The following is a 24,518-nucleotide window of genomic DNA, read 5'->3' as shown; positions in this document are numbered from 1 at the left end:
CGCTTTTTGTTTTTAAATTTTAGTAAAGTTCCATTCTGCTAACATCATCTTACTTTTCCCCTTATTTTCGTGCTTTAAAACCAAAGATGTAGCTGAAAGTTTCTTTATTTTAAATGCTTTTGTATTGCCTTGCAACATCGTTAGAACAACATCTTTATTATTCAGCACCCAAGTACCAGAAATACTTTTTTCATTTGATAACTGTTGTGTAAAAGTTCCATCTGCATTAAAAGTTAGTTTTCTGTTTTTATAAGCCTCTTCAAACTTTGTCTTATCATCGACCTTTAGGTTATCAATACGTTCCTTGGTTTTTATATCTACCTTGGCTTTGGACGATTCGTAATTAAAGATCCAAGTACCTGTTAAAAAATTTGTATCAACAGCCTCTTGTGAAAACCCTTTATTTACAAACAGGCTTAAAAGAACCAATAAGACAATTGCTGTGTTTTTATTTAATATCATCTGTTTAAGCTTTAATGTTTATTATTGTTCGCCCTTATAGTGGTATTCGTTTTGAGATAATATCTTACCATCGGCATCTTTAACCTGTTTTAAACGGTTAAAGTCATCGTATTGATAATACATGGTATAACCTTTTGGATCTGTCACACTTGTAATACCAACTAGAATGTCGTAAGTATATGTTGTGACCAAAGCATTAGGCAAACTACTTCTTAAATTTCTTAATGCCTCTCTTAAATCACCTTCTTTACCTATTTTACTAATAGAGCCATCTGTATTTATAATATCTACAGTTCTATCGTTATCTAAATCTGATAGTGCTTGTATATTGATAACCTGGCTCGAAACTTGCGAATAGGTAACATTCTCTATTTTAGCTATGGGGTATTCATCATGATAACCCCAAATGTAAACTGTATGAGCACCATCTTTCTTTGAGATTTCTTTAAGATTCCCATTGTCATAATAACTATGGAATTGTATATCTTCTTCAAAAGCATTATCAATTGCCTCTTTTGAGGTCTGTACAGATAATGGCTTTATTAGATCTGTATACCATTCTTTATAATTTGTCTTTGATGTCGATAAAAAAGTTTCTACACCATTCTCTTTTATGTACTGCGAACTCTGTATCACTGGACTAACCATATTTTTATCAACCATACTTATATATGGTTCTATTGAATAATCGGTAGGATAAGAAAGCTTCGATACATTTTTTTCTGTAGATGCACTTGTATTTGTCTCAACACTCGTTAATTGATTTAATAACCCATTGCCATAATGATATGTTTCCTCAGATTCTAGAATACTCCCTACTAAAAACTCTCGAGTTATCTTACTCTTCAATTTATAAGTTCCCGCTTTTATGGTATAATCGTAAGGAACTACGGGATCTATATAAGGTATATCATAAGGGTTCCAAGTTAGACCATAAGCGTTTGCTGAGGTGGCTGTGGTATTAAGAAGAACACGACGCATTAAATAATCATAAAGAGTTTCTGACACACCCGAAACAGTAGAAAGCAGACCAAGATTATCGAAGGATTGCCCCACCTGGTAATCGTAACCATACTCTTCTTCAAGTACCTTGTCATAAATCGCTCCATTTCTTTTAAAAATGGATTTTTTGTTCAAAAGACCATTACCCCAATCTCTATGTTCAAGGATATAAGCAAAATCGATTTTATAATTTGGATTATTAAAAACCCTGTTATTATGAGCGGACACTAATTGAGATCTAAACAACAAACTCATAAGAGCGTTTGGATTGTCATAAGAATACTTATACTCTATTTTGCCATTATCTTGATTATTTATCGTCGACTCAATGTACTCTGTTACTTTGGTATAATAAGGGGAATAGGTGCCCAAAGCGGTTTTCATATCATCATTGTGGGTATACATAAAACAATAACCATCTGGTAGACCAGATCCAGACTGACCATAACCATAGTAATTTACAGTCATCGTATAATCATAAATATCTACGGCAAGAGGATCTGTTAACAATTCACCTTGATATTCATAAGCTACTTTTCTTGCAACAGCATTATCGGAGTCGTAATTAATAATATTTTTGATTCGTAGCCCGCCATAATACTTTAAAGGAAAATCCAATCGGTTCAATTCAAAGGTAAATTCCGTCTTACCACCAGTAGGGTACTTGATTGAATTAAGGACACAACTATTTGCGTAGAAAAATACTGGGTCTTTATTGCCAGAACCTAAATTTATATTTATTTCATGATTATTGCAATCATCATATTCAACCGTCCTTGGTTCAATGTCTATAAAATTAAAACTATTATTTGCACTATTCTGACCATTAAGATAACCCCAATAATCGGTACTGACTATGTCTTTTGAATTTAAGGCACTACCATTATAAGTAAAATCGTAGTTACTGATTTCTTGATTGGTTTTATCCTTAATTATAATTTTATCTAGATATTGGTTGCCCAATCCAAAAAAAGTGCCAAAAATAAAATCATATCTTTTTATCAAGTTATGGTCATTGTCATATAATGAAACTTCATCTATATAAATATTGTTTACTATATTAAATTCTACAACCCCCCCTTCAAAGATTACTTTTTTAATTGTAATCATTTGACCGAAATGGTCTAATTCATCCGAGAAACTTATATCATAAGGAGTATAATAACCATTACATATACTATTGTTAGTAGAAGCATCAGCCCCAATATAAGGAGCTGTATAGTGGTGGTAAATAGCCTTTTTTGGATAAGAAATATTGGGGATACTCCCCTTTAGATATTCAAAACTAAAAAGCTCATCCCCAGAAGGGGTTAATATCTTTTCTAAAAACCGGGTTCTAGCTTTAGACTTGTTCTCATAATACTTAAGGTCATTAGAATAAACATATTTATAACCAGAATCATCAATAATATTAAATCTCAGTTCGGGATTGTCATAGACACTACCAGTGGTCTCCCCTTTAAATAAAGGCTCAGATAAAAAATTAAAATCAAAGTAATCTTGAGTATTTTTTTCTATAACAAATTTTCCGTTTTTACCAGGTAGTGAATAGGAAAAAAAGTCATATTCCGTATCATATATATCGCTATCAATTAAACTTATATAATTTATTACATCTTGATCATATTGATCGTGCAAATTTGATTCTGTTTTCCACGATTCTGGTCTTTTGTCTTTTAAATCATCTACACCCTTTATTTGTTGGGTAATATTACCTCCTACTTCCAGCATCCAACCAGTTGCTACATTAGTTTGGTCGAAAGGTGGCTTTACTAAGGCTTGGTGATACCTTAAAGTAATTGGGAGGTTATAACCATGAGATTTTAAGTTAAAAAGAGGTATGGAAATGTCTGGAACTCCATTAGTATGAGAGACAGGGATATCTCCAAAAATAGTAAATGCCTCAGCTTTAGGGTCTTTAATAGGTACTTCCTGTTGTGCGAGAATAACTTGATGATGAAAAATCAAAAATAGTATGAGGGCTAGTGTGAATTTATTTTTCATGGATTCTAAATTTATCAGCTTTATTATTTACCATAAAACTAAAACACACCTTTAAAATAAAAGTAAGGCTTTCCCATAAAAATGGTAAGGGTCTGAAATTTTCATTTCTTTTTTTATCTTAGGCAGTATATTCCTACCCTTGAGGTGGTTTTTAACATCATTTATTTAAAAATTTAAACCTTACCCGAAGTAAGGGTTTGCCTTACTTTTTTTTGATTTTATATAAATAGCTTTGTTGTGTTTCTTATTAAGATTAAAGAAAAGTAACATGTAAAGACTTGCTTTTTTTAGGCACAAAAATTGTAAGCCATGACTAAATTATTAAACACCTTAATTATTGAAGACCACCAACTTATAATTGATGGTTATACCAGAGCGTTAGAACACGTTTCTTCTCAAAACCATGAAATTGTTTTTAAAATTACCGTAGCCAAAAATTGTGATGACGCTAATTATGAAATTGAGCATGCTGTCAAGAATAATTTAATTGATTTGGTCTTTTTAGATATTAGTTTACCCCCTTGTAAAAACAGAATTTTAGTATCTGGTGATGATTTGGGAATGAAGCTACGAAGTCTATTTCCTCAGGTAAAAATTATTGTATCTACCCATTTAAATAACAATTTTAGACTCGTTAATATTTTAAAGATGGTTAAGCCAGATAGTTTATTGCTTAAAAGTGAATTGGACTCTAAAAACCTAACGGAAGCTATACTAAATGTTATAAATGATATACCTTATTATAGTAAGCCCATCCTTAAACTGGTTAGACAGCATATTTCGAATGATTTCAACTTGGATGATATTGACAGACAGATGTTATATCAATTATCATTAGGCTCAAAAACAAAAGAATTACCTGAAGTGATTCACTTGTCCATAGCAGGAATCGAAAAAAGAAAACGACGTCTAAACCAGATTTTTAATAATGAAAAAAAGTCAGATAAAGTTTTAATACGCCTAGCAAAAGAAAAAGGTTTTTTATAAAATATAATTTTAGATGATGAAAATAAAAGCATATAACAAAAGTAACAATACTCTTAAAGTTGCAGCCTATAATCTTCAAGAGGTATTAATAGTCCTTATCATCATAGGTGTTCTTTTGTTACTGGCACTACCTAACTTAATGCCTTTAATTAGTAAAACCAAAAGTATTGAGGCGCAAACGCAATTAAAATATGTGTACAATTCACAGACGTCTTACAGGTATATGTATTCTAAATACGCTTTTGATTTTAGTGATATAGATTTTGAAGCTCCTAAAACCATCGAAGAGAATGGCACTAGCAACTATATTTATGAAATACTAAGTGCAACAAATAATACTTTTAAAGCTAGAGCCACAGCCATAACTGATTTTGATGGTGATGGTATTTTTAATGTTTGGGAGATCGATGAAACAGGAACCCCAAAGCAAACTGTTAAAGACTAATGCATATAATTACAACTTTAAAGCTCGTCTTAATTTTAATATTTACTTTTATTGGGTTTCAAGACATTAAGGAACGTCAAGTGTATTGGTTTTTATTTCCTGTTATTGGTATACTATGCGGTATTCTGTTTTACAAAAATACGCTCCCTGAATTGTTTTTCAACGCTATTACCCTGAATGTTATTTTTGTAACTACTCTAATTCTGATTGTTTTTCTCTACTCCAATTTAAAATTAAAAACGAGATTTTTAAATACCATTGGTTTAGGTGATGTTTTATTATTTGCTGGACTATCACTTTCTTTTGCAACGATATCATTCATCATCATTTTTGTTAGTGCGCTTTTTTTTTCTTTGCTCCTGCATATCATCCTTAAAAAGCGATCTGCTTTTAGAACTGTCCCGTTAGCAGGTTATATGAGTTTGTTTTTTTCAATAACCTATATGGCTTACTGGTCTGGGTTTATCAATGGTTTATATCGTATATAATGATAATAGAAAATAATTTAAGCATAGCAACCCATCTGTTACAACTTATAAGTAGCGAACAAGCCTATCAATATCATATTGTTCCAATAAAGGCTATTAATGGCACACTAACCTTTAAATCTGATAATACGTCTGAAGATTTAAAACGTGAATTACAAGTTATTTTTGATAGGCATATAGAACTCATTCCTGAAACCACTGAAACCATAAAACGATATCTCGCTACTAACTTTAGAAAACGTGATGAAGGTCAATCTGAAAACCTTCATTATAGCTCTAATTTTTTAGAAAGACTGTTGTTATCAGCAAAAGATATTGGGAGTAGTGATATTCATTTTGAACCTTATGAAAATACTTGTAGGGTGCGATTTCGTTTAGATGGCAAGTTAAAAGAACACTATATTATTCCCTTAGAGGAATATCCTGTTATTGTTAATCAGCTGAAAATAAAAGCAGGCTTGGATATTTCTGAAAAACGCTTACCACAAGATGGACGCATTACGATAAAAAATCAAATGGATGAGTTTGATATTCGTGTATCTAGTTTACCGACACTACATGGTGAAAAAATAGTATTGCGTATTTTAAGTAAAGATGCAAATCATATAAATTTGGATGATTTAGGCTTCACAAAACAAGAATTAAAAACCTATAAAGAATCTATTAAAAACCCCAATGGTATTGTACTTATTTCTGGACCTACAGGTTCTGGCAAAACAACAACATTATACGCTACCTTAAAATTGTTGAATGATGATAAAACCAACATCGTAACTATAGAAGACCCTATTGAATATACTTTGGAAGGTGTAAATCAAGTACAATTAAAAGAAAATATTGGTTTAGACTTTGCTTCTGCACTCCGCACATTTTTAAGGCAAGATCCAGATATTATAATGGTGGGTGAAATACGAGATGTTAAAACAGCAAATATGGCTATTCGAGCTGCTTTAACGGGACATTTAGTGCTATCAACGATTCATACAAATTCGGCTTGGGCAACTATTTCCAGACTTATCGATATGGGAATTCCTGCTTTTTTAATTGCCAGTACCTTAAACGTTAGTATTGCTCAGCGTTTGGTTAGAAAATTATGCGATCATTGTAAACAAGAGCATACTGTTTCAAAAGTTATTTTCCCTGAAAACTTTAGTATTCCAAAAGATTTATTAAACCATTATACAGCAGTTGGATGCCATCATTGTTATCATACAGGTTATCAAGGCAGAAAAGCCATCTATGAAATTATCCCCATATCAAAATTGATTATTCCTCATATCAAGAATAATGAACTGGAAATTGACTCCTACTTACAGGAAAACAAAATAAATACTTTAAAAAGTAATGCAATTGATTTGATTAAAGAAGGAGTCACTTCTATTGAAGAAGTCTATGCGCTTTTAATCGATTAAAATTTAAAAGGGTAAAACCCGATACAAATGAAAAAATCACTTTATATATTATTGTTATTTGTTAGCTTTTCTTTTGCCCAAAACCATGAGACTAGAATTCAAACTATTAAAAACCAACTAGACATTTTAGCAGTTGATAATGTAGGATTAACTGAGCAAGTAAAAACTGAAATTAGTATAAATAATATTACACTTCCAAACTTTCTATTAGCAGTTTCTAATATTCATAAGGTCAATATAAATATAGGTTCTGGTCTTGAAAATATTTCAGTGGTCAATAATTTTTCTAATGTGACAGTTGCTGATTTATTGGTGTTTTTATGTAAAGAATATGATTTATACATCGATTTCACTGGGAATATTATATCCATCAAAAAATATATTCCACCTGTTGAAAAACCTAAAGAACGTATTATTCCAATTTCATTTAATCCAGAAGGTAACACCTTAACCATAGACGCTAAAGATGATAATTTATATATCGTTTTTAAGCATATTATGGATGAAACCGGGAAGAATTTAGTGTTTACCACAGGCATGGAAAGTAAAACCATTACGTCTTATATTAAAGATATGCCTTTTGATGCTGCTATGGATAAATTAGCATTAGCTAATAATTTATTTGTCGAAAAAACAAAAGATGGTTTTTATGTGTTTGAAGATGATTCCTCTAAGTCTAATAATTTACTATCCAAAAGAAGGTCATCAAATTTAAATTATAAGATTTTAGATTTTAACACCAAACTTTTAGAAGTTGATTTTGTAAATACACCTATTACAAATATTATAAATGATTTAGGAAGTGAACTCAATTTGAACATATTTACAGCAACCCCTTTAGATGAAGCTGGCAACATTACATTCAAAACCAGGTCCATTTCTTTTGATGATTTACTTGTTAAGATATTTGAATCACAAGTGATTTCGAATCAAATAACTGTAAAAAATAATTCGATCCCAGATAGAGTATCTTCAAACTCAAATAGAAATAGTCCAAATCAAAATACCATTTCAAATGCACCTTCTAAAAATTTCACATTCAAAAAAGAAAATAACACTTATTTTTTTGGAACAGAAAATCAACTCAGCGTGCGTAAAGTAGAAATTATTCCTTTAATTTCTCGTACAGTAGAAATGTTTGCAGATCCTTCAGGTGGTTCTACAAGAAATAGAACTGTAGGTAGAACTAATAGCGGTTTTAATAATTTTGGAAACACCAATTTTAATAATGGGTCTTCAACAGGTTTTAACAATCAATTTGATACCAATAATTTTAATAGAAATACTAATAGAGTCTCAGTAAATGCCAATAATCAAAGTAGATTTGGGAATACTCAAAACTCTGGAGAAGCTTTATTAAGTGTGCTTCCTAATGAAATTATAAAAGACTTGGATATTAAGGTTGATTTTGAGCTCAATAGCTTTTATATTATGGGTTCAAGCAGTAAGATTGAACAATTTAAAGCTTTTATTAGAAAAATTGATAAACCTGTCCCTGTTATTCTAATTGAGGTCATGCTTATAGAGGTTAATAGAAATTCTACCATTGAAGCTGGCGTAAGTTGGGGTATTGGTGATGAATCTGTAGAAACAAGCGGAGCAATATTTCCAGAGACTGATTTAACATTGGGTGCAAAAACCATTAATAAAGTACTTAATGGTTTTGATGGATTTGGGCATATAAATCTGGGAAAAGTAGTCCCTAATTTCTTTGCTACTATTAAAGCGATGGAAAGTAATGGAAATATAAAAATCCGTTCTACTCCTAAGCTATCTACTTTAAACGGCCATCGAGCTACATTTTCTAACGGACAAACCTCTTATTATGCTGTAACTCAACGTAATGTTTTTGGCACTGATAATCCACAAACTTCAGAAATTACAAATTATGAACCTATTGATGCAGAACTAGGTCTAACTATTAAACCTTTGGTATCTGGTGATGGACAAGTAACCTTAGATATTTTTGTTGTACAATCTAGTTTTGGTGCTAGAATTGCAGAAGATGCGCCACCAGATTTAAGTTCAAGGGAGTTTAGCTCCATCATTCGTGTTCAAGATCAAGACATTGTGGTTCTTGGTGGTCTGGAAGAGCAAGTTAAAAACGATTCTGGTTCTGGTATACCTTTTTTAGCAAGAGTCCCTTTAATTAAATGGTTGTTTAGTAAACGTAAGCGTGAAGATTCTAAATCTAAATTAACAGTACTTATAAAACCAACGGTTATTTATTAATGTTACGTGGTATTAAAACATATTTAGAATATAGCAACCTTTTTTGTGGTGTTGAGCACTCCTATAAAGGAGGTCAGGACATCATTTATACAACCCTATTAAAAAAGAAAAAAAAGGTATTAGTTGTAGAAAACAGATTTGAAGATTTGTCTTTTGATAAGACGATCTCTAAACTCCCCAAAAAACAACACATTTGCCTAATCATAAATAATGACCATGTCCTTACTAAACTTATTGATAGTCCTGAAACAGTGGCTTTAAAAATAGTTTATAAAGCGTTTCCAAATATTGATTTAAATGATTTTTATTATGAAGTCCTAAATCAAAAAAAGAGTCAATTGGTTACTATTTGTAGAAAAACTTATGTTGATGCATTGGTAAATCATTATTCTGAAGATGGTTTTTTTGTGATTAATGTTTCTTTAGGAAATAGTATTGTTTATGGCATTTCTGAATTTTTAAAATCTCAAGATATAATAACCTCAAATGCGACAGTTTCTTTTGAAAATCATGCTGTTTATGCTATTGAAAAGACTCAAATTAAAGATAACACAATCTTTAATATTAATGGTTTAGAAATAACTAATGATTATATACTATCATTTTCTGGAGCATTAAATACGTTGCTAAATAAGTTTAACCCAGTAACAAATCTTGATGAGCTTACAAGCTCTTTAAAAAATAATTTTAAGCAGACTAAGTTTTTTAATGTCTTTTTAAAACTTGGGTTAGTTTTTATTCTAACCATTCTACTCATTAACTTTTTTGTCTTTTATTATTATTTCAACGAAGTAAAAACATTACAGCAAACCTCCCAAGTGAACCAAACTGCTAAAGCAAAGATTCTTGAACTTAACGAGCATGTTACAAAATCACAAAAAATAGTGGAAGATATGCTAAAAGGAAATTCTTCTAAAAGTTCATTTTATGTAAATACGCTTATACAAAGTTTACCAAATTCAATATTGCTAACGAAACTCAATTATCACCCCATATTAAAACGAATTAAATCAGAACAACCAATTACAATTGATAATAATGCTTTATTAATTGGTGGTGAATCTAATGACAGTGAATTATTTTCTAAATGGTTGGCTGATTTAGAAAATTTCAACTTCGTAAATAAAGTCGATATTTTGAATTATGAGGATTTAAAATCTAATTCAGTTTTTAGTCTTAAACTTAGTATCAACTATGACAAATAAAACAAAAAACATATTACTTATTGTTGGTTTTCTATTTACCTTAATTCTATGCTATCAATTAGCTATTTCTAAAACTGTGCTCTTAAAAAAAGAATTTAATAGCCTAGAAATGCAAGAAGCTCTATTTAAAGATACACCAAAGCAAGTGTCTTTATTAAAGCAGAAACAAAAGTATTACGATAGTATATTAAACAAGTATCAACTTAATGGAAGCTCAGTGCAAAACAATCTTCTAAAAACGATAAATACTTTTGCAGATTCTACAAACCTTAAACTTGTTAATTTTTTGAAACCTCATGTCATTATTAAAAATGATCTAAAAATAAACACTTACCAGTTTACTTTAGAAGGTGATTTTAATGCTATTCTAAAACTTATTCATAAGTTAGAACAAAAAACCAAATTTGGAGAAATTATCAATCTTCACTTTGAAAAGAAAACTAATTTTAGAACTAGGAAATCGTATTTACAAGCGAGTGTTTCATTGAAGAGTTTTGGATAATCTAAAACACCTTTTTACAATAGATTTAATAATAGAACTAGATAACATATAAATACCCCCTAAATAAATCTTGTTCTCAAAACTAAAGGAAAAAAGTAAGAAGGTAACACGCTCCGCGATGTTACCAACCCATGCATGCATTATTGAATTCCAATTAATTAAAATCATTTTAATCACTTTTATTTTTTTGTAGTAATTTCAACTTTTATCCCAATAAAATCAACATTTCATTAGATGGTATTGTTAATGAGTATCTTAGCAATCATCATCATATTCCACACAATCAACTTTACCTATTTTTCCAAAAAGATGCTCCAGTCCTAAAAAATATCCTATTTCATGAGTAAGAGATCTTCCTAAGTTTGAACTGCTTTCAATATCTGATGTTCCAAAATAAGGTGAGGGAATCATTATTCCAGTAAGTATATGTATTATATATCTTTCATAAATCGAAAAGATATTTTTATAGACAGATATAAGAATTGTTTTTAAAATTAGCTTCCAAGTTTGCAAGGCTAAAACTCTGTTTGGCTATTAGTTCATTATCTATAACAATTACTCAAAATAAATGCTTTTATATTCAATACAGATCTCACCAAAAATTAAAAACTTTTTTGGTTAGCTATAAATAAAAAATGAGCCCAATACTATTGGACTCATTCAAATTAATTTATAAGATTTGTATTGTTTTTTATGCTTTTAAATAGATTAAACATTGATTTAAGTCTGGGTTTTGCTGTACTAGAGAAAGAATATATATTTTAAGCTCTTCTATCTCATAAGGCAGTAAACGTTGTAACGCCTTTTGTACTTCTTTGCAAAACAGGGTCGTATCAAAACTAACTTTACCAAGTACAGTTTTAGTATACTCTAGCATTGCTCTTGCCATAATTTGTGTTATAAGGTTTAGGTTTGTAAAAAAAGTAGATTTTTTTTATAGGTTATGTAATTTTTGTTAATGGACTTTAAATTTAATGAAAAATTATATAAGTTGTGTTCGTTTAATGCAAATTTAACATTTTAGAAACTATTGTCGCCATCTAATAAATCACCTATACCCCCTAAAATACTACCTTCCCCTTTATTTTTACCTCCACTTCGTGGAGCTGATGCTAAAACACGTCCTGCTAATCTACTAAAGGGCAATGATTGAATATAAACTGTACCGGGTCCCTGTAGTTTCGCAAAAAATAGACCTTCACCTCCAAAAATGGTGTTTTTAATACCTCCAACAAATTCTATATCGTAATCTACACTTTGTGTAAAACCAACAATACAACCTGTATCAACTTTTAAAGTTTCACCTGCTTGCAATTCTTTTTTAGCCATCGTACCTCCAGCATGAACAAATGCCATACCATCTCCTTCTAATTTTTGCATTATAAAGCCTTCACCGCCAAACAGACCTCTTCCAAGTTTTTTCGAAAATTCAATACCTACACTTACCCCCTTTGCGGCACATAAAAAAGCATCCTTTTGGCAAATGAATTTCCCTCCAAACTCAGTTAAATCTATTGGTACAATTTTTCCAGGATATGGAGACGCAAAAGATACATTACGTTTCCCTACCAAATTATTATAAAAAGCAGTCATAAATAAGCTCTCACCCGTAAGAATACGTTTTCCTGCTCCTAATATTTTCCCTAAAAACCCAGAATCTTTTTGCGAACCATCACCAAAAATAGTTTCCATTTTTATACCATCGTCCATCATCATAAAACTACCTGCTTCGGCAATGACTCCTTCTTGTGGATCAAGTTCAATTTCTACATATTGCATCTCTTCCCCGTATATTCTATAGTCAATTTCGTGTGCTGTCATTTTTTTATTTTTAATTAATTCGGTTATAAGTTGACTTGTTAAAAGATTTGTTACAAAATTTATGAAATTCCAATAAGCACAATTTGCTATTTCGCAGAGTTCCTCGAAGTTTTCACTGAGACTCACAGAGAAAACAACGTCCTAAATACTGTTAGCTGAACTATGCTTACTGAACACTGCTTACTAAAACGACTCCTTCACCTTAACACTCCACTCAAAATTAAAGGTAGAAACTTCAATACCTTCTTCATTTATACCAATAGATTTTACCCAAATGGTTTGTCCCTCACCTGTTTCTATTGCTTTTTTAATAGCATTATCCATAAGAACTCCATCATTACAAGTAAATGTGATTCTGCCTGTTGCCTTTTTAGTAAATGTGGCATTATTTGAGGTCACTAACATTGAAATACGTTTTCCAGATTCTTTAATTTTAGTAATCATTAAAGCCCCTGTTGAAAACTCTGCTGCCATACCTTGCACTGCCCAAAACATGGATTTAAATGGGTTCTGATTTATCCATTTATGCTTAACTGTTACAATACATTTTGCTTTATCTATATATTTTGTTCTAACTCCACAGAAATATGCAGCAGGTAATTTAAAAATCGTGAAAGTGTTTAATTTTCTGGGTGTTACATTCATATTAAGAGTTTATTTTTTTACTAAGTTATAAAATTATTAGTGATTCTTAAATGTTAATATTATGTTAAATTTAAGTACTATGCGTAACATAATACCTTCTTTTAGACATATATTTGTATAAGAAACTATTATACGTTTTAAAATCATGTTAGACAATCATCAAAAAAACATCGCTACATTTATTCATTTATCTACCTTTAGTAGATTTATAATTCCATTTGGAAATTTTATTGGGCCAATTATTCTTTGGGTTACCAATAAAGATAAATCAGATTTTGTAGATGCACACGGAAAACAAGCTATTAATTTTCAAATTAGTATCTTACTATATGCATTTATTTTAGGGACCTTAACCATTCCTTTTTTTATTTTTAAAATATTTAATGGTATCGATTTTATAGATTTTCATGGATTTCATGATTTCCATATCAATATGGGCAAACCTTCTCCTCTACTTTATATTGGTGGTGGTTTAGGCGTTTTAGCAATCTTAGGTTTCATCCTAGAACTTGTTTTTATAATCAATGCAAGCTTAAAAGCTAGAGATGGCGAACTATACAAATATCCATTAACCATCAATTTTTTAAAATAATTTCATCAATACAATCAATCATAATCAATCAAAAAATGAACAGTTTCATAATATTAAAACGCTTTAGAATATGAAGATAGAAAACACAAAAGCACAAATGCGTAAAGGTGTGCTAGAATTTTGCATACTTTCTGTCTTAAAAGACGACGATGCCTATGTAGCAGAAATTTTAGGTACCCTTAAGGACGCTAAGCTGCTTGTAGTAGAAGGCACTATTTACCCTTTACTAACCCGGCTCAAAAATGCAGGACTTTTAAACTACAGATGGGAAGAGTCTACATCTGGACCGCCAAGGAAATATTATGGATTAACAGAAACGGGGAAACTGTTTCTTAAAGAATTAAATACTACTTGGAGTGAATTACAAAACGCAGTAAACATAGTAACAAGCCAAAAAACAACAAAAAAATGAATAAAACTGTCAACATAAATTTAGCAGGTATATTTTTTCATATCGATGAAGATGCATACTTAAAATTACAACGCTATCTTGAGGCTATAAAACGTTCATTTACAGATTCTCAAGGTCGTTCTGAGATCATATCAGATATTGAGGCACGTATTGCAGAACTTTTTAGTGAACGTGTACAAAATAATAAAGAAGTGATACGTGTAAAGGAAGTCGATGAAGTCATTTCAATCATGGGACAACCAGAAGATTATTTGGTTGATGATGAGATCTTTGAAGATGAACCTCAAACCACTTATAATCGTAAAACGTCTCCATCTAAAAAACTATTTAGAGATACGGACAATTCTTATATTAGTGGGGTATCTTCTGGATTAGCACATTACTTTGGTTTTGATGCTATTTGGGTTCGTTTGGCTTGGATCATACTATTTAGTGCCGCAGGGACAGGTATTTTACTTTATATTTTACTTTGGATTTTAGTTCCTGAGGCAAAAACAACCGCGGAAAAAATAATGATGACGGGAGAGCCTGTTAACATTAGTAACATTGAAAAAAAAATTAAAGACGGTTTTGAAAACGTAACAGATGTTGCTAAAAATGTTACAGATTCGGTGGGTGCTGCTGCAAAAAACGTTTCAGATTCAGTTTCGAATGCTGCCAAAAGTGTAGATTTCACAAAGCAAGGAAACAAGATAAAATCCAGCTCTAAAACCTTTTTTGATACACTTGGAGAAGTCATTATGTTTTTCTTTAAGGTATTTGCTAAATTTATTGGGATTCTGCTAATTTTAACGGGAGCAATAACCATCATATTTTTAATAATTGCTTTATTCTCCATAGGTGTTGTAAATTTTATCCATATACCAGGTCTTGACCTTGTAGACGTCGTAAATGCTGGAAATACCCCTGTATGGCTAGTATCTTTGTTTACCTTGTTTACTGTTGGAATTCCTTTCTTTTTTCTATTCTATTTAGGATTAAAAATACTTGTAAACAACCTAAAATCAATTGGTAACGTTGCTAAATTTACTTTACTAGGGTTGTGGTTAATATCTATTATTGGATTAGTTGTTATAGGCATAAGACAAGCGAGTGAGCATACTATTGACGAAAGTGTTATTGTAAAACAAGAATTAAATATCACTGCAAATGACACACTAAAAGTTAAGATGGTAGATAGTGATTTATATATGATAAACAGACATTATAGAAACAGTTCATTTAAAGTATTAAATAACGAAAATGGAGAAAAAACTATTTATAGGTCTGACATTAGAATCATCGTTAAACCTACTACCGATTCTTTAGCCAAAATAAGTATAGATAAAAGCGCAGATGGTAGTCATTACGAAAAAGCAATTGAGCGTGCTAAAAACATAAATTACAACTATACCTTTAATGGCAATGAGCTATTTTTAGATTCTTATTTAACGACTCCTGTTGAAAATAAATTTAGTGATCAAGAGGTCGTTGTTTTTCTTTATTTACCGGTAGGAAGTGTTGTTTATTTTGAAAGTACTACAAGATCGTTTTTAAATCATTGGAACCATAATGGAAATATTGTAACTCCAGGAGATACAAATCATTATTTACAAATCACGGATGGCGGTATTACATGTTTGAATTGTCCTGTTGAAGAGTCTAGCAAAATAAACATTGATATTCATGATGATGAATCTAGCGTTAAAATAGATAGTAATGGCTTAGAGATAAAAGATGAAGACGTTAATATAAAAGTAAATGCGAAAGGTATTTCGGGAGAAGACGAAGCCGTTGAAGTTAAAATAAATTCAGACGGTATCAATATAAAATCAAAAGACAACGACAATTCATCAGTAAAAACAAACAATTCAGACATTTAAAATACTAATCAATATTTTTTAATCTAATATTTGAATAACAAAAAAAACATCCATCAAAAAACGAACAATTATGACAACATTAATTAAGTTTATTCTAGCGACCATTTTAAGTTTAATGCTTTTTTCATGCAACTTCGATATGAATTTTAATCCCGGAGTTAGTGGAAATGGAAAGGTAATAACTGAAGAAAGAACAATCAATGAAGCATTTTCAACGATTAAAGCCACTGAAGGTTTAGATGTCTATTTAACACAAAGCAATGACGAAAGTATCTTCGTTGAAGCTGATGAAAATCTACAAGGTATTATTATAGTAGAAGTAATAGATGGCACATTAAAAATACATACTAGAGAAAATATAGGTAGGGCTACGTCAAAAAAAATTAAAGTAAGCTTTAAAGATATTTCAAGTATTATATCTACTAGCGGAAGTGATGTATATGCAACAAATGTTATAACTACTGAAAATTTAGAACTTAAAACAACAAGTGGTAGCGATATGAAACTTGAAGTAGATACCTCTGTATTAAATTGTAAATCTACTAGTGGTAGTGATTTACGATTATCTGGAAAAACAACAAAACTTATTGCAGAAGCCACTAGTGGCAGTGATATTAAAGCTGCAGACTTAATTGCTGAATCTAGTCACGTAAAAGCAACAAGTGGTGCAGATATTACAGTAAACACATCAAAAGAACTTACAGCAAAAGCAACGAGTGGTGGTGACATAAAGTATTATGGAAACCCAGAAAAAGTTGATGCAAGTGATAGTTCTTCTGGTAGTGTAAGAAAACGATAAATTGACTTAATCGCCAACCAAAAGAGTATTATAAAGTGCCATTTTTGTCCGTTCGAGCGCAGTCGAGAACTAAAACACCTCATTAAACATGAAGGTTTCGACTGCGCTCAACCGGACATTCAATTTTAATCTATCTTTTTATCCCTCTTTTCTTTTCTGAAATTTTACAGATAAATAGTTAGTTGCTTCTTTCTAACAAAACAATGCTAAATTCGGAATCAATAATCACTTTTCCATTTTTAACTACAACATTCTGTTGAGAATATGCATCAAAAATCTTCTCATTATTTTTAAATATTTTTGATACATCAAGTGCTTTTTTTCCTTTAGGTAAATCTAATCCTATAACAACAAGATCTTTATAATTGTCTTTTGAAAAACTTCTATAAAACAAATAAGGTTCTTGGGTGATCATTTGATGAGTTCCTGCACCTACTGCTGGGTGATTTGCTCTAAATTGCCCTAGTTTCTGCCAATGTAACAATACTTTTTTAGTTTTAGGGTCATTTTTAATAGCATCCCAATTCATAAAAGAACGCAAAGTAGCATCGCCTTCTGTACCTTCAATAACTAAAGAACGTGCCGATTCATCTCCATAGTAAACCTGAGAAGTTCCTGGTGAAAGCAATAGTCTTGTTGCTGCCATAAAAGGTTTTTCGCGTGATGCATCGTAAGGTTTGCTATCGTCGTGTGATGAGACATAGTTTAACGTACCATAACCTTTTAAATCTGTAGTTAAATAATTTGAATAACTACTAAAAAGGCTTTCATAGTCTTGCTGGGCAGCATGCCATTTAAATTGAAAATTGATTAAACTTTGAAATGCTTTATCAAAATAATTAACTTTTTTGTCTCCAAAATCAAAATATTGCCCTGTGCTTATTCCGTAATTATAAATTTCTCCTACTAAATAAAAATTGTTGTCATCTAATACTTTTTTAGGATTGTCTTTTTTCCATTTTTCAAAAGCATAATCACACTCAGTTTTAAACTCTTGCCATACAAATTCTTCTGTATGTTTTACAGTATCGCAGCGGTAACCATCAATTCCGAATTCGGTAATATAATCGGTTAACCATTTTATAATGTAAAACCTGGGTGCCCTAGGGTATCCCGTTCTATTAAAAAAATCATTTAATTCGGCAATTTCTTGTTCATAACGCCCTTCTTTTTTCCATTTTTCTATAAGTTGAACTGGCAAATTAACAGATTCATTAGTTTCTGTTTTTATATCAGGAAGATTTTCAACAAGTGTACAAGTAATGGTAGAATCGTATGTTTTATGGTCACATTTAGGCTCTATTCTAACCCAATCATCAGACCAAGCAGGGTCTTTATCTGTAACTGGGCCTGTATGATTTATGACTGCATCTAAAATAATTCTAATACCTTTTTTATGTGCTGTATTAACTAATTCAAGCAAATCTTCTTTGGTTCCAAAATTTGGGTCTAATGCTGTCCAATCTTTAGCCCAATATCCATGAAAGCCATAGCTTAGTCCAGTACCTTCATCCGTTCCTCCGTGAATTTGTTCAACTATAGGCGTTAGCCAAATAGCATTGATTCCTAAATCAGTAAAATAACCAGATACTATTTTTTGAGTAATACCTTTTATATCTCCTCCTTTAAAGCCACGTAATTTCCCCGATGTCTCTGTTCTATTAAAATTGATATCGTTAGAGGTGTCTCCATTGTAAAAGCGGTCTGTTAGTAAAAAATAAAGATTTGCAGCCTCCCATGCAAATGGTATTTCTTTACTAGTTGTAACTGTATCATTTGTACGTGTATTGCATGAATTAAGAGCAACAAAGCAGCATATTATTAATAAAAAATACTTCATCTATAAATCAGTTAGAATTTTATAAGCCCAAGGTTCCAATGTAACAGTTTCATTGTTAAAAAGAATTTCTTTATTCGCCATATAATCTAAAAAAGTGCCAGTTGTAGTCATTTTAAAAGCTTGTGGCTTACTAGAAAAGTTTCCTATAAAGGTTATTTTTTCACCATTTTTACTTCTGGTATATTTTAAAACATGCTTATTATTTGTTTCAAAAATAAGGTATGAAGCACTTTCCTTACCTCCATTTAAGGCTGCATTTGTACTTTTAAGTGTTCCTAGCTTTTTTAAAACATCCCACATACTGCCTTTGGTTTTTGGAATGGAATCTTTTTCAAAAAATTTCAAGCGATGGTTTAAATTATATTCTTGCCCAGAATAAATTAATGGCATTCCTGGAATCATATAACTAAATACTGTCATAAGCTCTGAAGCATCACCCATACGCTCTTGTATAGTACCATTCCACGAATTTTCATCATGGTTAGTAACAAAATTCATAAGAATATCATCTTTTTCATAATCTGCCACAACCTTTGTTGCATATTTATCCCAGTCTATTAAAGACTTCTCTTCTTTTGCCATATCATTTAATAAATGATGTCCATCCCAACCATAAGCCATATCAAATAAATCAGCTTTTAAGAGTTCTGGTTCCCAAGCTTCTGCTAGCATAAAAATATCTTTTTTTGCACGCAATTGTGGTATGGCTTCCTTCCAAAAATCTGTTGGTACCGAACCAGCTACATCACATCTAAACCCATCAACGCCTTCTTCTGTAATCCAATAACTCATATCGGCTATCATCTCCTTACGCATCTCTTTATTATCATAATTTAAATCGGCAACATCCGTCCAATCTGTTTCTTCTGGATGTACAATCTCTCCTTGATCATTTTGTGTGTAATAGTCTGGATTATTTTTTAGCCATATATGATCCCAACCGGTATGATTAGGCACCCAATCTAAAATCACATAAATACCATTTTTATGTGCTTCGTTTACCAAGGCTCTAAAATCATTAATAGTGCCAAACTCTGGGTTAATTTTTGCAAAATCGGTAACGGCATAATAACTCCCTAACATCTTAGCGCGTTCTGCTTCATCTTTAATTAAATTAGCAAATTCACCTCCTGTCGCCTTTCTCTTGGTTTCAGAAATAGGAAACACTGGCATGAGCCAAATAACTTTTACCCCTAATTGTTTTAGCTCTGGAATATCCTTAGTGAATGCTTTAAAAGTACCTTCTGGGGAGTACTGACGAATATTAGCTTCATAAATAATAGCAGTTTCTAAAATATCGTTAGTTATTGGTTTTATTTCAACCAACGGCTCTATTTCCTGTGATTCGTTTACTATTTCTGTTGTTGATGCCTCAGTATTTGATTTTGATTCTGTCGTTTTTTCGTTTTTACATGCATAAACAACAAAGACAACTATTAAACATATGATCGATTTTTTCATTTTTATTATTTTAATTTAATCTTTATTTCTTTTTCTTCTGAAGTATTCCAAATGACCGGGATAGACAGTATTTTAGTATCAACGCTCCAATTTCCAAGTGCTTTTTTACCATTGACTTTAATTCGTTTTGGAGCCTCTTCTATATTATGAATTATTAACTCAATTTGCTTAATTGAGGTTTCGTATTTAGTTCCTGTTTCCGCTTTAAATTCGATTTTCAAATAAGCCTTCTTTTGTTCTGCTTTAAGCTCTAATAATTCATAACATTCTTTTTCAAAAGCATTAGCTGTCTTACCATCATCATTATAGATGTATCGTTTACTTCTCTTAACGGAAGTATCATGATAATAATGGGTTTCCAAACTATTGGCATCATACAGCTCTGTACTTTGCATCGGTTTTGCCATAGTGATAAAAGCACCAGCTCTAACAAATGTTGGTATTGAATGTTTGTTAGTCTTAACACTTACTGTTTGTCCGCCTTTTATTTTTTTATCGGTATAAAAATCAAACCAATTAGATACTTTAGGAAAATAAACTAATTGCTCTTGTCGATTAGCTTCAAGTATTGGAGATACTAAAAAATCTTGTCCCCAAAGATACGTTTCGGCATAATCATATAATGCTATATTGTCACTTTCTTCGAAAAACAAAGGACGCATTAAAGGTATTCCTTTTTGGTTGTTTTGATAAACCAGATTATAATTATAAGGTAATAGTTTATAACGTAATTCGATAGCTTCTTTGGCTAAAGCCAAAGCTTTATGACTTCTAAAAACAGGCTCGCTTGGGACTTCTTCTTGAGCGTGAGGCCTGTAAATAGGTTGAAAAACACCATATTGTAACCAACGTACATATAATTCATCATCTAGATTTGCACCAGCGAAACCGCCCAAATCACTATGCATATATCCTAATCCTTGCATACCCATTTGTAAAGCGATCTCAGGTTGGCTTTGCAGTCCGCCCCAAGTTCTGTTAACATCCCCAGACCATGGTACAAGCCCATAACGTTGTGAGCCGGAATAACCCGCACGCATTAAAATAAACGGACGTTTATTAGGAAAATCACGTGCATAGCCTTCGTGAATTAATCGTGCCCAATCATGACCATAAATATTATGAACCTCATCCGCAGTTCCTGTTTCGTGAATTAAATTTTCTGGATGTACTTCTGGTTCTCCTAAATCACCCCAAATACCAGCAATTCCCATATTTGCTAAGCCTTTATAAATATTCCAAAACCACTGTTCTGCTTTTGGTTTATAGATATCTATTAATCCTGTATTACCAAAATAAAAATCATATGTGTATGGATTTCCTATGGAATCTTTCGCTAAAACATCTTCTTTTACAGCTTCCTCCCAACGTTTTGAGGTGGTTAAAACAAACGGTTCTGTAATAGTAATAACCTTGACTCCCTGGCCTTTTAACCGAGATACCATCCCTTCAAAATCTGGGAATGAATCTCGAAATACTTCAAGATTCCCCATGGTACCTTGTATCTCTTTTCCAAACCAATACAAATCTAATATAATAGCATCTACAGGAACGCTATGGTCTTTAAACTTAGAAATAGTCGCCTCGGTTTCCTGCTGAGAATGATATCCGAATCTACTAGAAAAATTACCAAGTGCCCAACGAGGCAGCATGGGTTGTTTTCCTGTAAGTTTGGTATAATTATTTATAATATCATACCAAGTGTCTCCTACGATAATCTGATACGTTTTACGTCCAGAAACCGTTTCGTAATTAAGTGTGTTGTCTTTTTTACTATCTAAGTCTAAAAATCCAATGGGTGCATTATCAAAATGTACCATATATTTGTTCGAGGACATAACGATTGGTAAAGTGAAATTCATCAACTCGCTTTGTATTTCATACCCATAATCCGCTTTATTATAAAGTTGCAGACGATTACCTCTACGGTTCATCCCTAAAGCTCTCGCGCCACCTCCATATAAAACCTCATCTTTTTTAAGGTTAAATTGTATGGTTTCTAAACTATCATTTTTGATATAGCCTGCTTTTTCCGAAATGACTGAATTGCCTTTATATGAATAGAATATCTGAAAGGGTTGATGCTGTATCTTAACTTCAAGACCATTTGTATAAAAAACACTTTCATTGTTTGTAATTACAGGAACTATATTAATTTCTTGGGGCCTTAATATAACCGCATGGGATGTTCCTTTAACCGCTTCCCCTTTTGGAATAAAGGTTGTTTCTACAATGTGATTTGTATAAAATTGAATATCGTACTTTCCATCGCTCACAAATACCTCTAAACCTTGGTCTGTTCCTTTAACATGTTCAAATTTCCGATCTTCATTTTGTGCTAATGATGTCTTAATTAAAACTAAATATAGTAGTATTACAAACTTTGAGTGGTTCATTTATAATCTAGTTGTTAAAATAACACTTCCTTTCATTTTTAGCTCTAATGTATCATTCCAGATAATTGTTTCACCTGTAATAACATTATTCATAGATTTCCCAACTAAGCCGACTTCCTCAAATCTCTTTAGATCCAATTCAATTGGTTTATTGTTTTTGTTAATGATATGAACTACTGTTTCTTCTTCCAGAATCCTGAACAACACGTAAACACCTTTTTCTGGTGCAAAGTGGATTGTTTTTCCATCATGAATGGCTTTACTGGACTTTCTGAAATTCAAAAGTTTTTTCAGATATAATTGCATCTCCTTTTGGTCTTCTGCTAGTCCAATACCCGTAAATGCATTCATGGTATCCTCGTCCCATCCACCAGGAAAATCTGTTCTTATTACCCCATGATCTCCGGGTTTTTCAAAATCATTCATTAAAATCTCTGTACCATAATATAATTGTGGAATTCGAGGTAATGTAAGTAGGTAACTTAAGGCTATTTTTGTATTGATAACATCGCCTTTTAGCTGCGTAAAAACACGACTCATATCATGGTTATCAGGAAAAATCATAAGATCTTTTGGTGTTGCGTAATGAAAATCGTTGGCTAATCCTTCATATATTTTTACCAAACCTTTATCCCAGGACTCATTTTCATTTAAAGCTTCAATAATTAAACCTTGCATCGCAAAATCCATTGGTGATTTTAAATTAGAATCGTAACCATCTTTATTATTAGCGCCATCTTGCCAATACCCAATAAGTAATGGGTTAAAACTCCACTCTTCACCTACAATACTAAAATTTGGATATTCATTCATAATAGTTCCAGCCCAATCACTCATAAAATCTTTATCTGGATACGGATAGGTATCTTGCCTTATCCCCCCTAATCCAACAGTTTCAATCCACCAAATGCTATTCTGAATAATATATCGAGCCATAAATGGATTGCGTTGATTTAAATCTGGCATTCCAGATACAAACCAACCATTTCCCATAGCTTCTTTATCTTTTTTGGATGCATATAAATCCTGATTGGTGGTTCGTTTATGATTAGAACTGATAGTTGTTTTATTTGTCCAAGAGCCCCTATTTGCTTCATAAACTTCTTGGTAGTTAACCCAGTCTTTAAATGGTAAATCCTTCATCCACCAATGTTCTACACCGCAATGATTTGCTACCTGATCCATGATTAATTTCATGCCTTTTTCAGCCATTTTAGATGCCAAATTTTTATAGTCATCAAGTGTCCCGAAACGTGGATCTATTTCATATAAATCGGTGATGGCATAACCATGATATGAGGCACGATGCATATCGTTGGTTAGTAAGGGGCAAGGCCAAATAGCTGTAAAACCTAAATCTTCAATATAATCTAAATGGCTTGTTATACCTGCTATATCTCCACCATGCCTTGCATAATCATCTTTTCTATTAATTGTTTTTTCATTTAAATTTTCGAACGTATCATTCTCTGTATTTCCATTAGCAAAACGATCAGGAGTTATTAAATATATAGCATCAGAACTATCAAAACCAACATAATCTTCTGTTGGTCTCTCTCTTGATTTTAGCTCATATGTTTGAACTAAATCTTCTGCACCCTCAAACTTAAAAGTGATATTAAATTTTCCTGGTTTTGCGGTTTCAGAAATATTTAAATCAATAAACAAATAGTTCGGACTATCCGCCTTGTTCACCTTCTTTATAGTAATACCATGATAATTAATTTCTGGTATTGATGCAGATATATTAGGATGCTTAACAAGTAATTGTAATTCGGGTTTTTTAAATCCTATCCACCAGTTTGGAGGTTCAACACGTTCTATATCATGTACCTCTTCCATAGATTCATCTACTGAGCTAACCTTAGAATCCCCTGTGTTTTTTTGCTTACAAGAAATACCAATATATAAAAGGCTTAGAACTATTAATTTAATTGAAGTTTTCATTTTC

At 31.6% G+C, this 24,518-nt stretch carries 21 protein-coding genes; 11 read left to right on the top strand and 10 right to left on the bottom strand.

The genetic code is table 11. The annotated features are described in order from the left end of the window. Positions 1-12: 12 nt before the first annotated feature. Both Q4Q39_RS02635 and Q4Q39_RS02630 read right to left on the bottom strand, forming a co-directional pair. Positions 13-462, bottom strand: coding sequence for a lipocalin family protein (locus Q4Q39_RS02635; protein WP_303280811.1), 450 nt, complete (start codon positions 460-462; stop codon positions 13-15). 21 nt (positions 463-483) lie between these two features. After that, on the bottom strand, positions 484-3,468 hold the full coding sequence (locus Q4Q39_RS02630) for an RHS repeat domain-containing protein (protein WP_303280810.1): 2,985 nt from the start codon (positions 3,466-3,468) through the stop codon (positions 484-486). Between the two features lie 309 nt (positions 3,469-3,777). Here Q4Q39_RS02630 and Q4Q39_RS02625 point away from each other — a divergent pair, with 309 nt between their 5' ends. Genes Q4Q39_RS02625 through Q4Q39_RS02595 form a run of 7 tightly spaced genes read left to right on the top strand, consistent with a single transcriptional unit; the run spans position 3,778 to position 10,739 of the window. Continuing rightward, complete coding sequence (locus tag Q4Q39_RS02625) at positions 3,778-4,455, top strand: response regulator (protein WP_303280809.1); 678 nt, start codon at positions 3,778-3,780, stop codon at positions 4,453-4,455. A gap of 13 nt (positions 4,456-4,468) precedes the next feature. Next, complete coding sequence (locus tag Q4Q39_RS02620) at positions 4,469-4,900, top strand: general secretion pathway protein GspG (RefSeq protein WP_303280808.1); 432 nt, start codon at positions 4,469-4,471, stop codon at positions 4,898-4,900. After that, on the top strand, positions 4,900-5,388 hold the full coding sequence (locus Q4Q39_RS02615) for a hypothetical protein (RefSeq protein ID WP_303280807.1): 489 nt from the start codon (positions 4,900-4,902) through the stop codon (positions 5,386-5,388). The genes Q4Q39_RS02620 and Q4Q39_RS02615 overlap by 1 nt, the downstream gene beginning before the upstream one ends. Continuing rightward, positions 5,388-6,800, top strand: coding sequence for a GspE/PulE family protein (locus tag Q4Q39_RS02610; protein WP_303280806.1), 1,413 nt, complete (start codon positions 5,388-5,390; stop codon positions 6,798-6,800). Before Q4Q39_RS02615 ends, Q4Q39_RS02610 begins: the two co-directional genes overlap by 1 nt. A 27-nt stretch (positions 6,801-6,827) precedes the next feature. Continuing rightward, positions 6,828-9,032 carry a type II secretion system protein GspD gene (locus tag Q4Q39_RS02605; RefSeq protein ID WP_303280805.1) on the top strand — a complete coding sequence of 735 codons (2,205 nt, stop codon included), beginning with the start codon at positions 6,828-6,830 and terminating at the stop codon, positions 9,030-9,032. Beyond that, positions 9,032-10,237 (top strand): hypothetical protein, encoded by a 1,206-nt coding sequence (locus Q4Q39_RS02600; RefSeq protein WP_303280804.1) that lies wholly within the window; start codon positions 9,032-9,034, stop codon positions 10,235-10,237. Before Q4Q39_RS02605 ends, Q4Q39_RS02600 begins: the two co-directional genes overlap by 1 nt. After that, positions 10,227-10,739 carry a hypothetical protein gene (locus Q4Q39_RS02595; protein ID WP_303280803.1) on the top strand — a complete coding sequence of 171 codons (513 nt, stop codon included), beginning with the start codon at positions 10,227-10,229 and terminating at the stop codon, positions 10,737-10,739. The genes Q4Q39_RS02600 and Q4Q39_RS02595 overlap by 11 nt, the downstream gene beginning before the upstream one ends. A gap of 255 nt (positions 10,740-10,994) precedes the next feature. On the opposite strand, the gene Q4Q39_RS02590 is transcribed toward Q4Q39_RS02595, so the two are convergent. From Q4Q39_RS02590 to Q4Q39_RS02575, 4 genes are all read right to left on the bottom strand, one after another. After that, a complete protein-coding gene (locus Q4Q39_RS02590; protein WP_303280802.1) occupies positions 10,995-11,150 on the bottom strand; it encodes a M43 family zinc metalloprotease in 156 nt (51 codons plus the stop codon). Between the two features lie 280 nt (positions 11,151-11,430). Further along, on the bottom strand, positions 11,431-11,628 hold the full coding sequence (locus tag Q4Q39_RS02585; protein ID WP_303280801.1) for a hypothetical protein: 198 nt from the start codon (positions 11,626-11,628) through the stop codon (positions 11,431-11,433). A 131-nt stretch (positions 11,629-11,759) separates the two neighbouring features. Then, positions 11,760-12,560, bottom strand: coding sequence for a TIGR00266 family protein (locus Q4Q39_RS02580; protein ID WP_303280800.1), 801 nt, complete (start codon positions 12,558-12,560; stop codon positions 11,760-11,762). Between the two features lie 183 nt (positions 12,561-12,743). Next, positions 12,744-13,205 carry a DUF4442 domain-containing protein gene (locus Q4Q39_RS02575; protein ID WP_303280799.1) on the bottom strand — a complete coding sequence of 154 codons (462 nt, stop codon included), beginning with the start codon at positions 13,203-13,205 and terminating at the stop codon, positions 12,744-12,746. 145 nt (positions 13,206-13,350) lie between these two features. Between Q4Q39_RS02575 and Q4Q39_RS02570 the strand changes: the two genes are divergently transcribed. The 4 genes from Q4Q39_RS02570 (at position 13,351) to Q4Q39_RS02555 (ending at position 16,870) form a co-directional block, all read left to right on the top strand. Next, positions 13,351-13,797: a DUF4870 domain-containing protein gene (locus Q4Q39_RS02570; protein ID WP_303280798.1), complete on the top strand. Its 447-nt coding sequence runs from the start codon at positions 13,351-13,353 to the stop codon at positions 13,795-13,797. A gap of 70 nt (positions 13,798-13,867) precedes the next feature. Next, positions 13,868-14,209 carry a PadR family transcriptional regulator gene (locus tag Q4Q39_RS02565; protein ID WP_135878774.1) on the top strand — a complete coding sequence of 114 codons (342 nt, stop codon included), beginning with the start codon at positions 13,868-13,870 and terminating at the stop codon, positions 14,207-14,209. After that, positions 14,206-16,071 carry a PspC domain-containing protein gene (locus Q4Q39_RS02560; RefSeq protein WP_303280797.1) on the top strand — a complete coding sequence of 622 codons (1,866 nt, stop codon included), beginning with the start codon at positions 14,206-14,208 and terminating at the stop codon, positions 16,069-16,071. The genes Q4Q39_RS02565 and Q4Q39_RS02560 overlap by 4 nt, the downstream gene beginning before the upstream one ends. A 70-nt stretch (positions 16,072-16,141) precedes the next feature. Then, positions 16,142-16,870 carry a head GIN domain-containing protein gene (locus Q4Q39_RS02555; protein ID WP_303280796.1) on the top strand — a complete coding sequence of 243 codons (729 nt, stop codon included), beginning with the start codon at positions 16,142-16,144 and terminating at the stop codon, positions 16,868-16,870. 178 nt (positions 16,871-17,048) lie between these two features. Here the strand turns inward: Q4Q39_RS02555 and Q4Q39_RS02550 are convergent, their stop codons facing one another. From Q4Q39_RS02550 to Q4Q39_RS02535, 4 genes are read right to left on the bottom strand one after another with little or no spacing between them, the layout of a single operon-like run. Then, positions 17,049-18,710 (bottom strand): alpha-amylase family glycosyl hydrolase, encoded by a 1,662-nt coding sequence (locus Q4Q39_RS02550; protein WP_303280795.1) that lies wholly within the window; start codon positions 18,708-18,710, stop codon positions 17,049-17,051. Beyond that, complete coding sequence (locus Q4Q39_RS02545; protein ID WP_303280794.1) at positions 18,711-20,171, bottom strand: alpha-amylase family glycosyl hydrolase; 1,461 nt, start codon at positions 20,169-20,171, stop codon at positions 18,711-18,713. It lies immediately after the preceding gene. A gap of 5 nt (positions 20,172-20,176) precedes the next feature. Further along, the gene (locus Q4Q39_RS02540) at positions 20,177-22,567 is read right to left on the bottom strand and encodes a glycoside hydrolase family 31 protein (protein ID WP_303280793.1); all 2,391 of its coding nucleotides are present in this window, start codon (positions 22,565-22,567) and stop codon (positions 20,177-20,179) included. Then, the gene (locus Q4Q39_RS02535; RefSeq protein ID WP_303280792.1) at positions 22,568-24,514 is read right to left on the bottom strand and encodes a glycoside hydrolase family 13 protein; all 1,947 of its coding nucleotides are present in this window, start codon (positions 24,512-24,514) and stop codon (positions 22,568-22,570) included. Positions 24,515-24,518 lie beyond the last annotated feature (4 nt).

Source organism: Flavivirga amylovorans, assembly GCF_030540875.1.
Lineage (GTDB): Bacteria > Bacteroidota > Bacteroidia > Flavobacteriales > Flavobacteriaceae > Flavivirga > Flavivirga amylovorans.
Note: the sequence above shows the minus strand (reverse complement) of the source record. Positions and strands in the feature narration are given on the sequence as shown.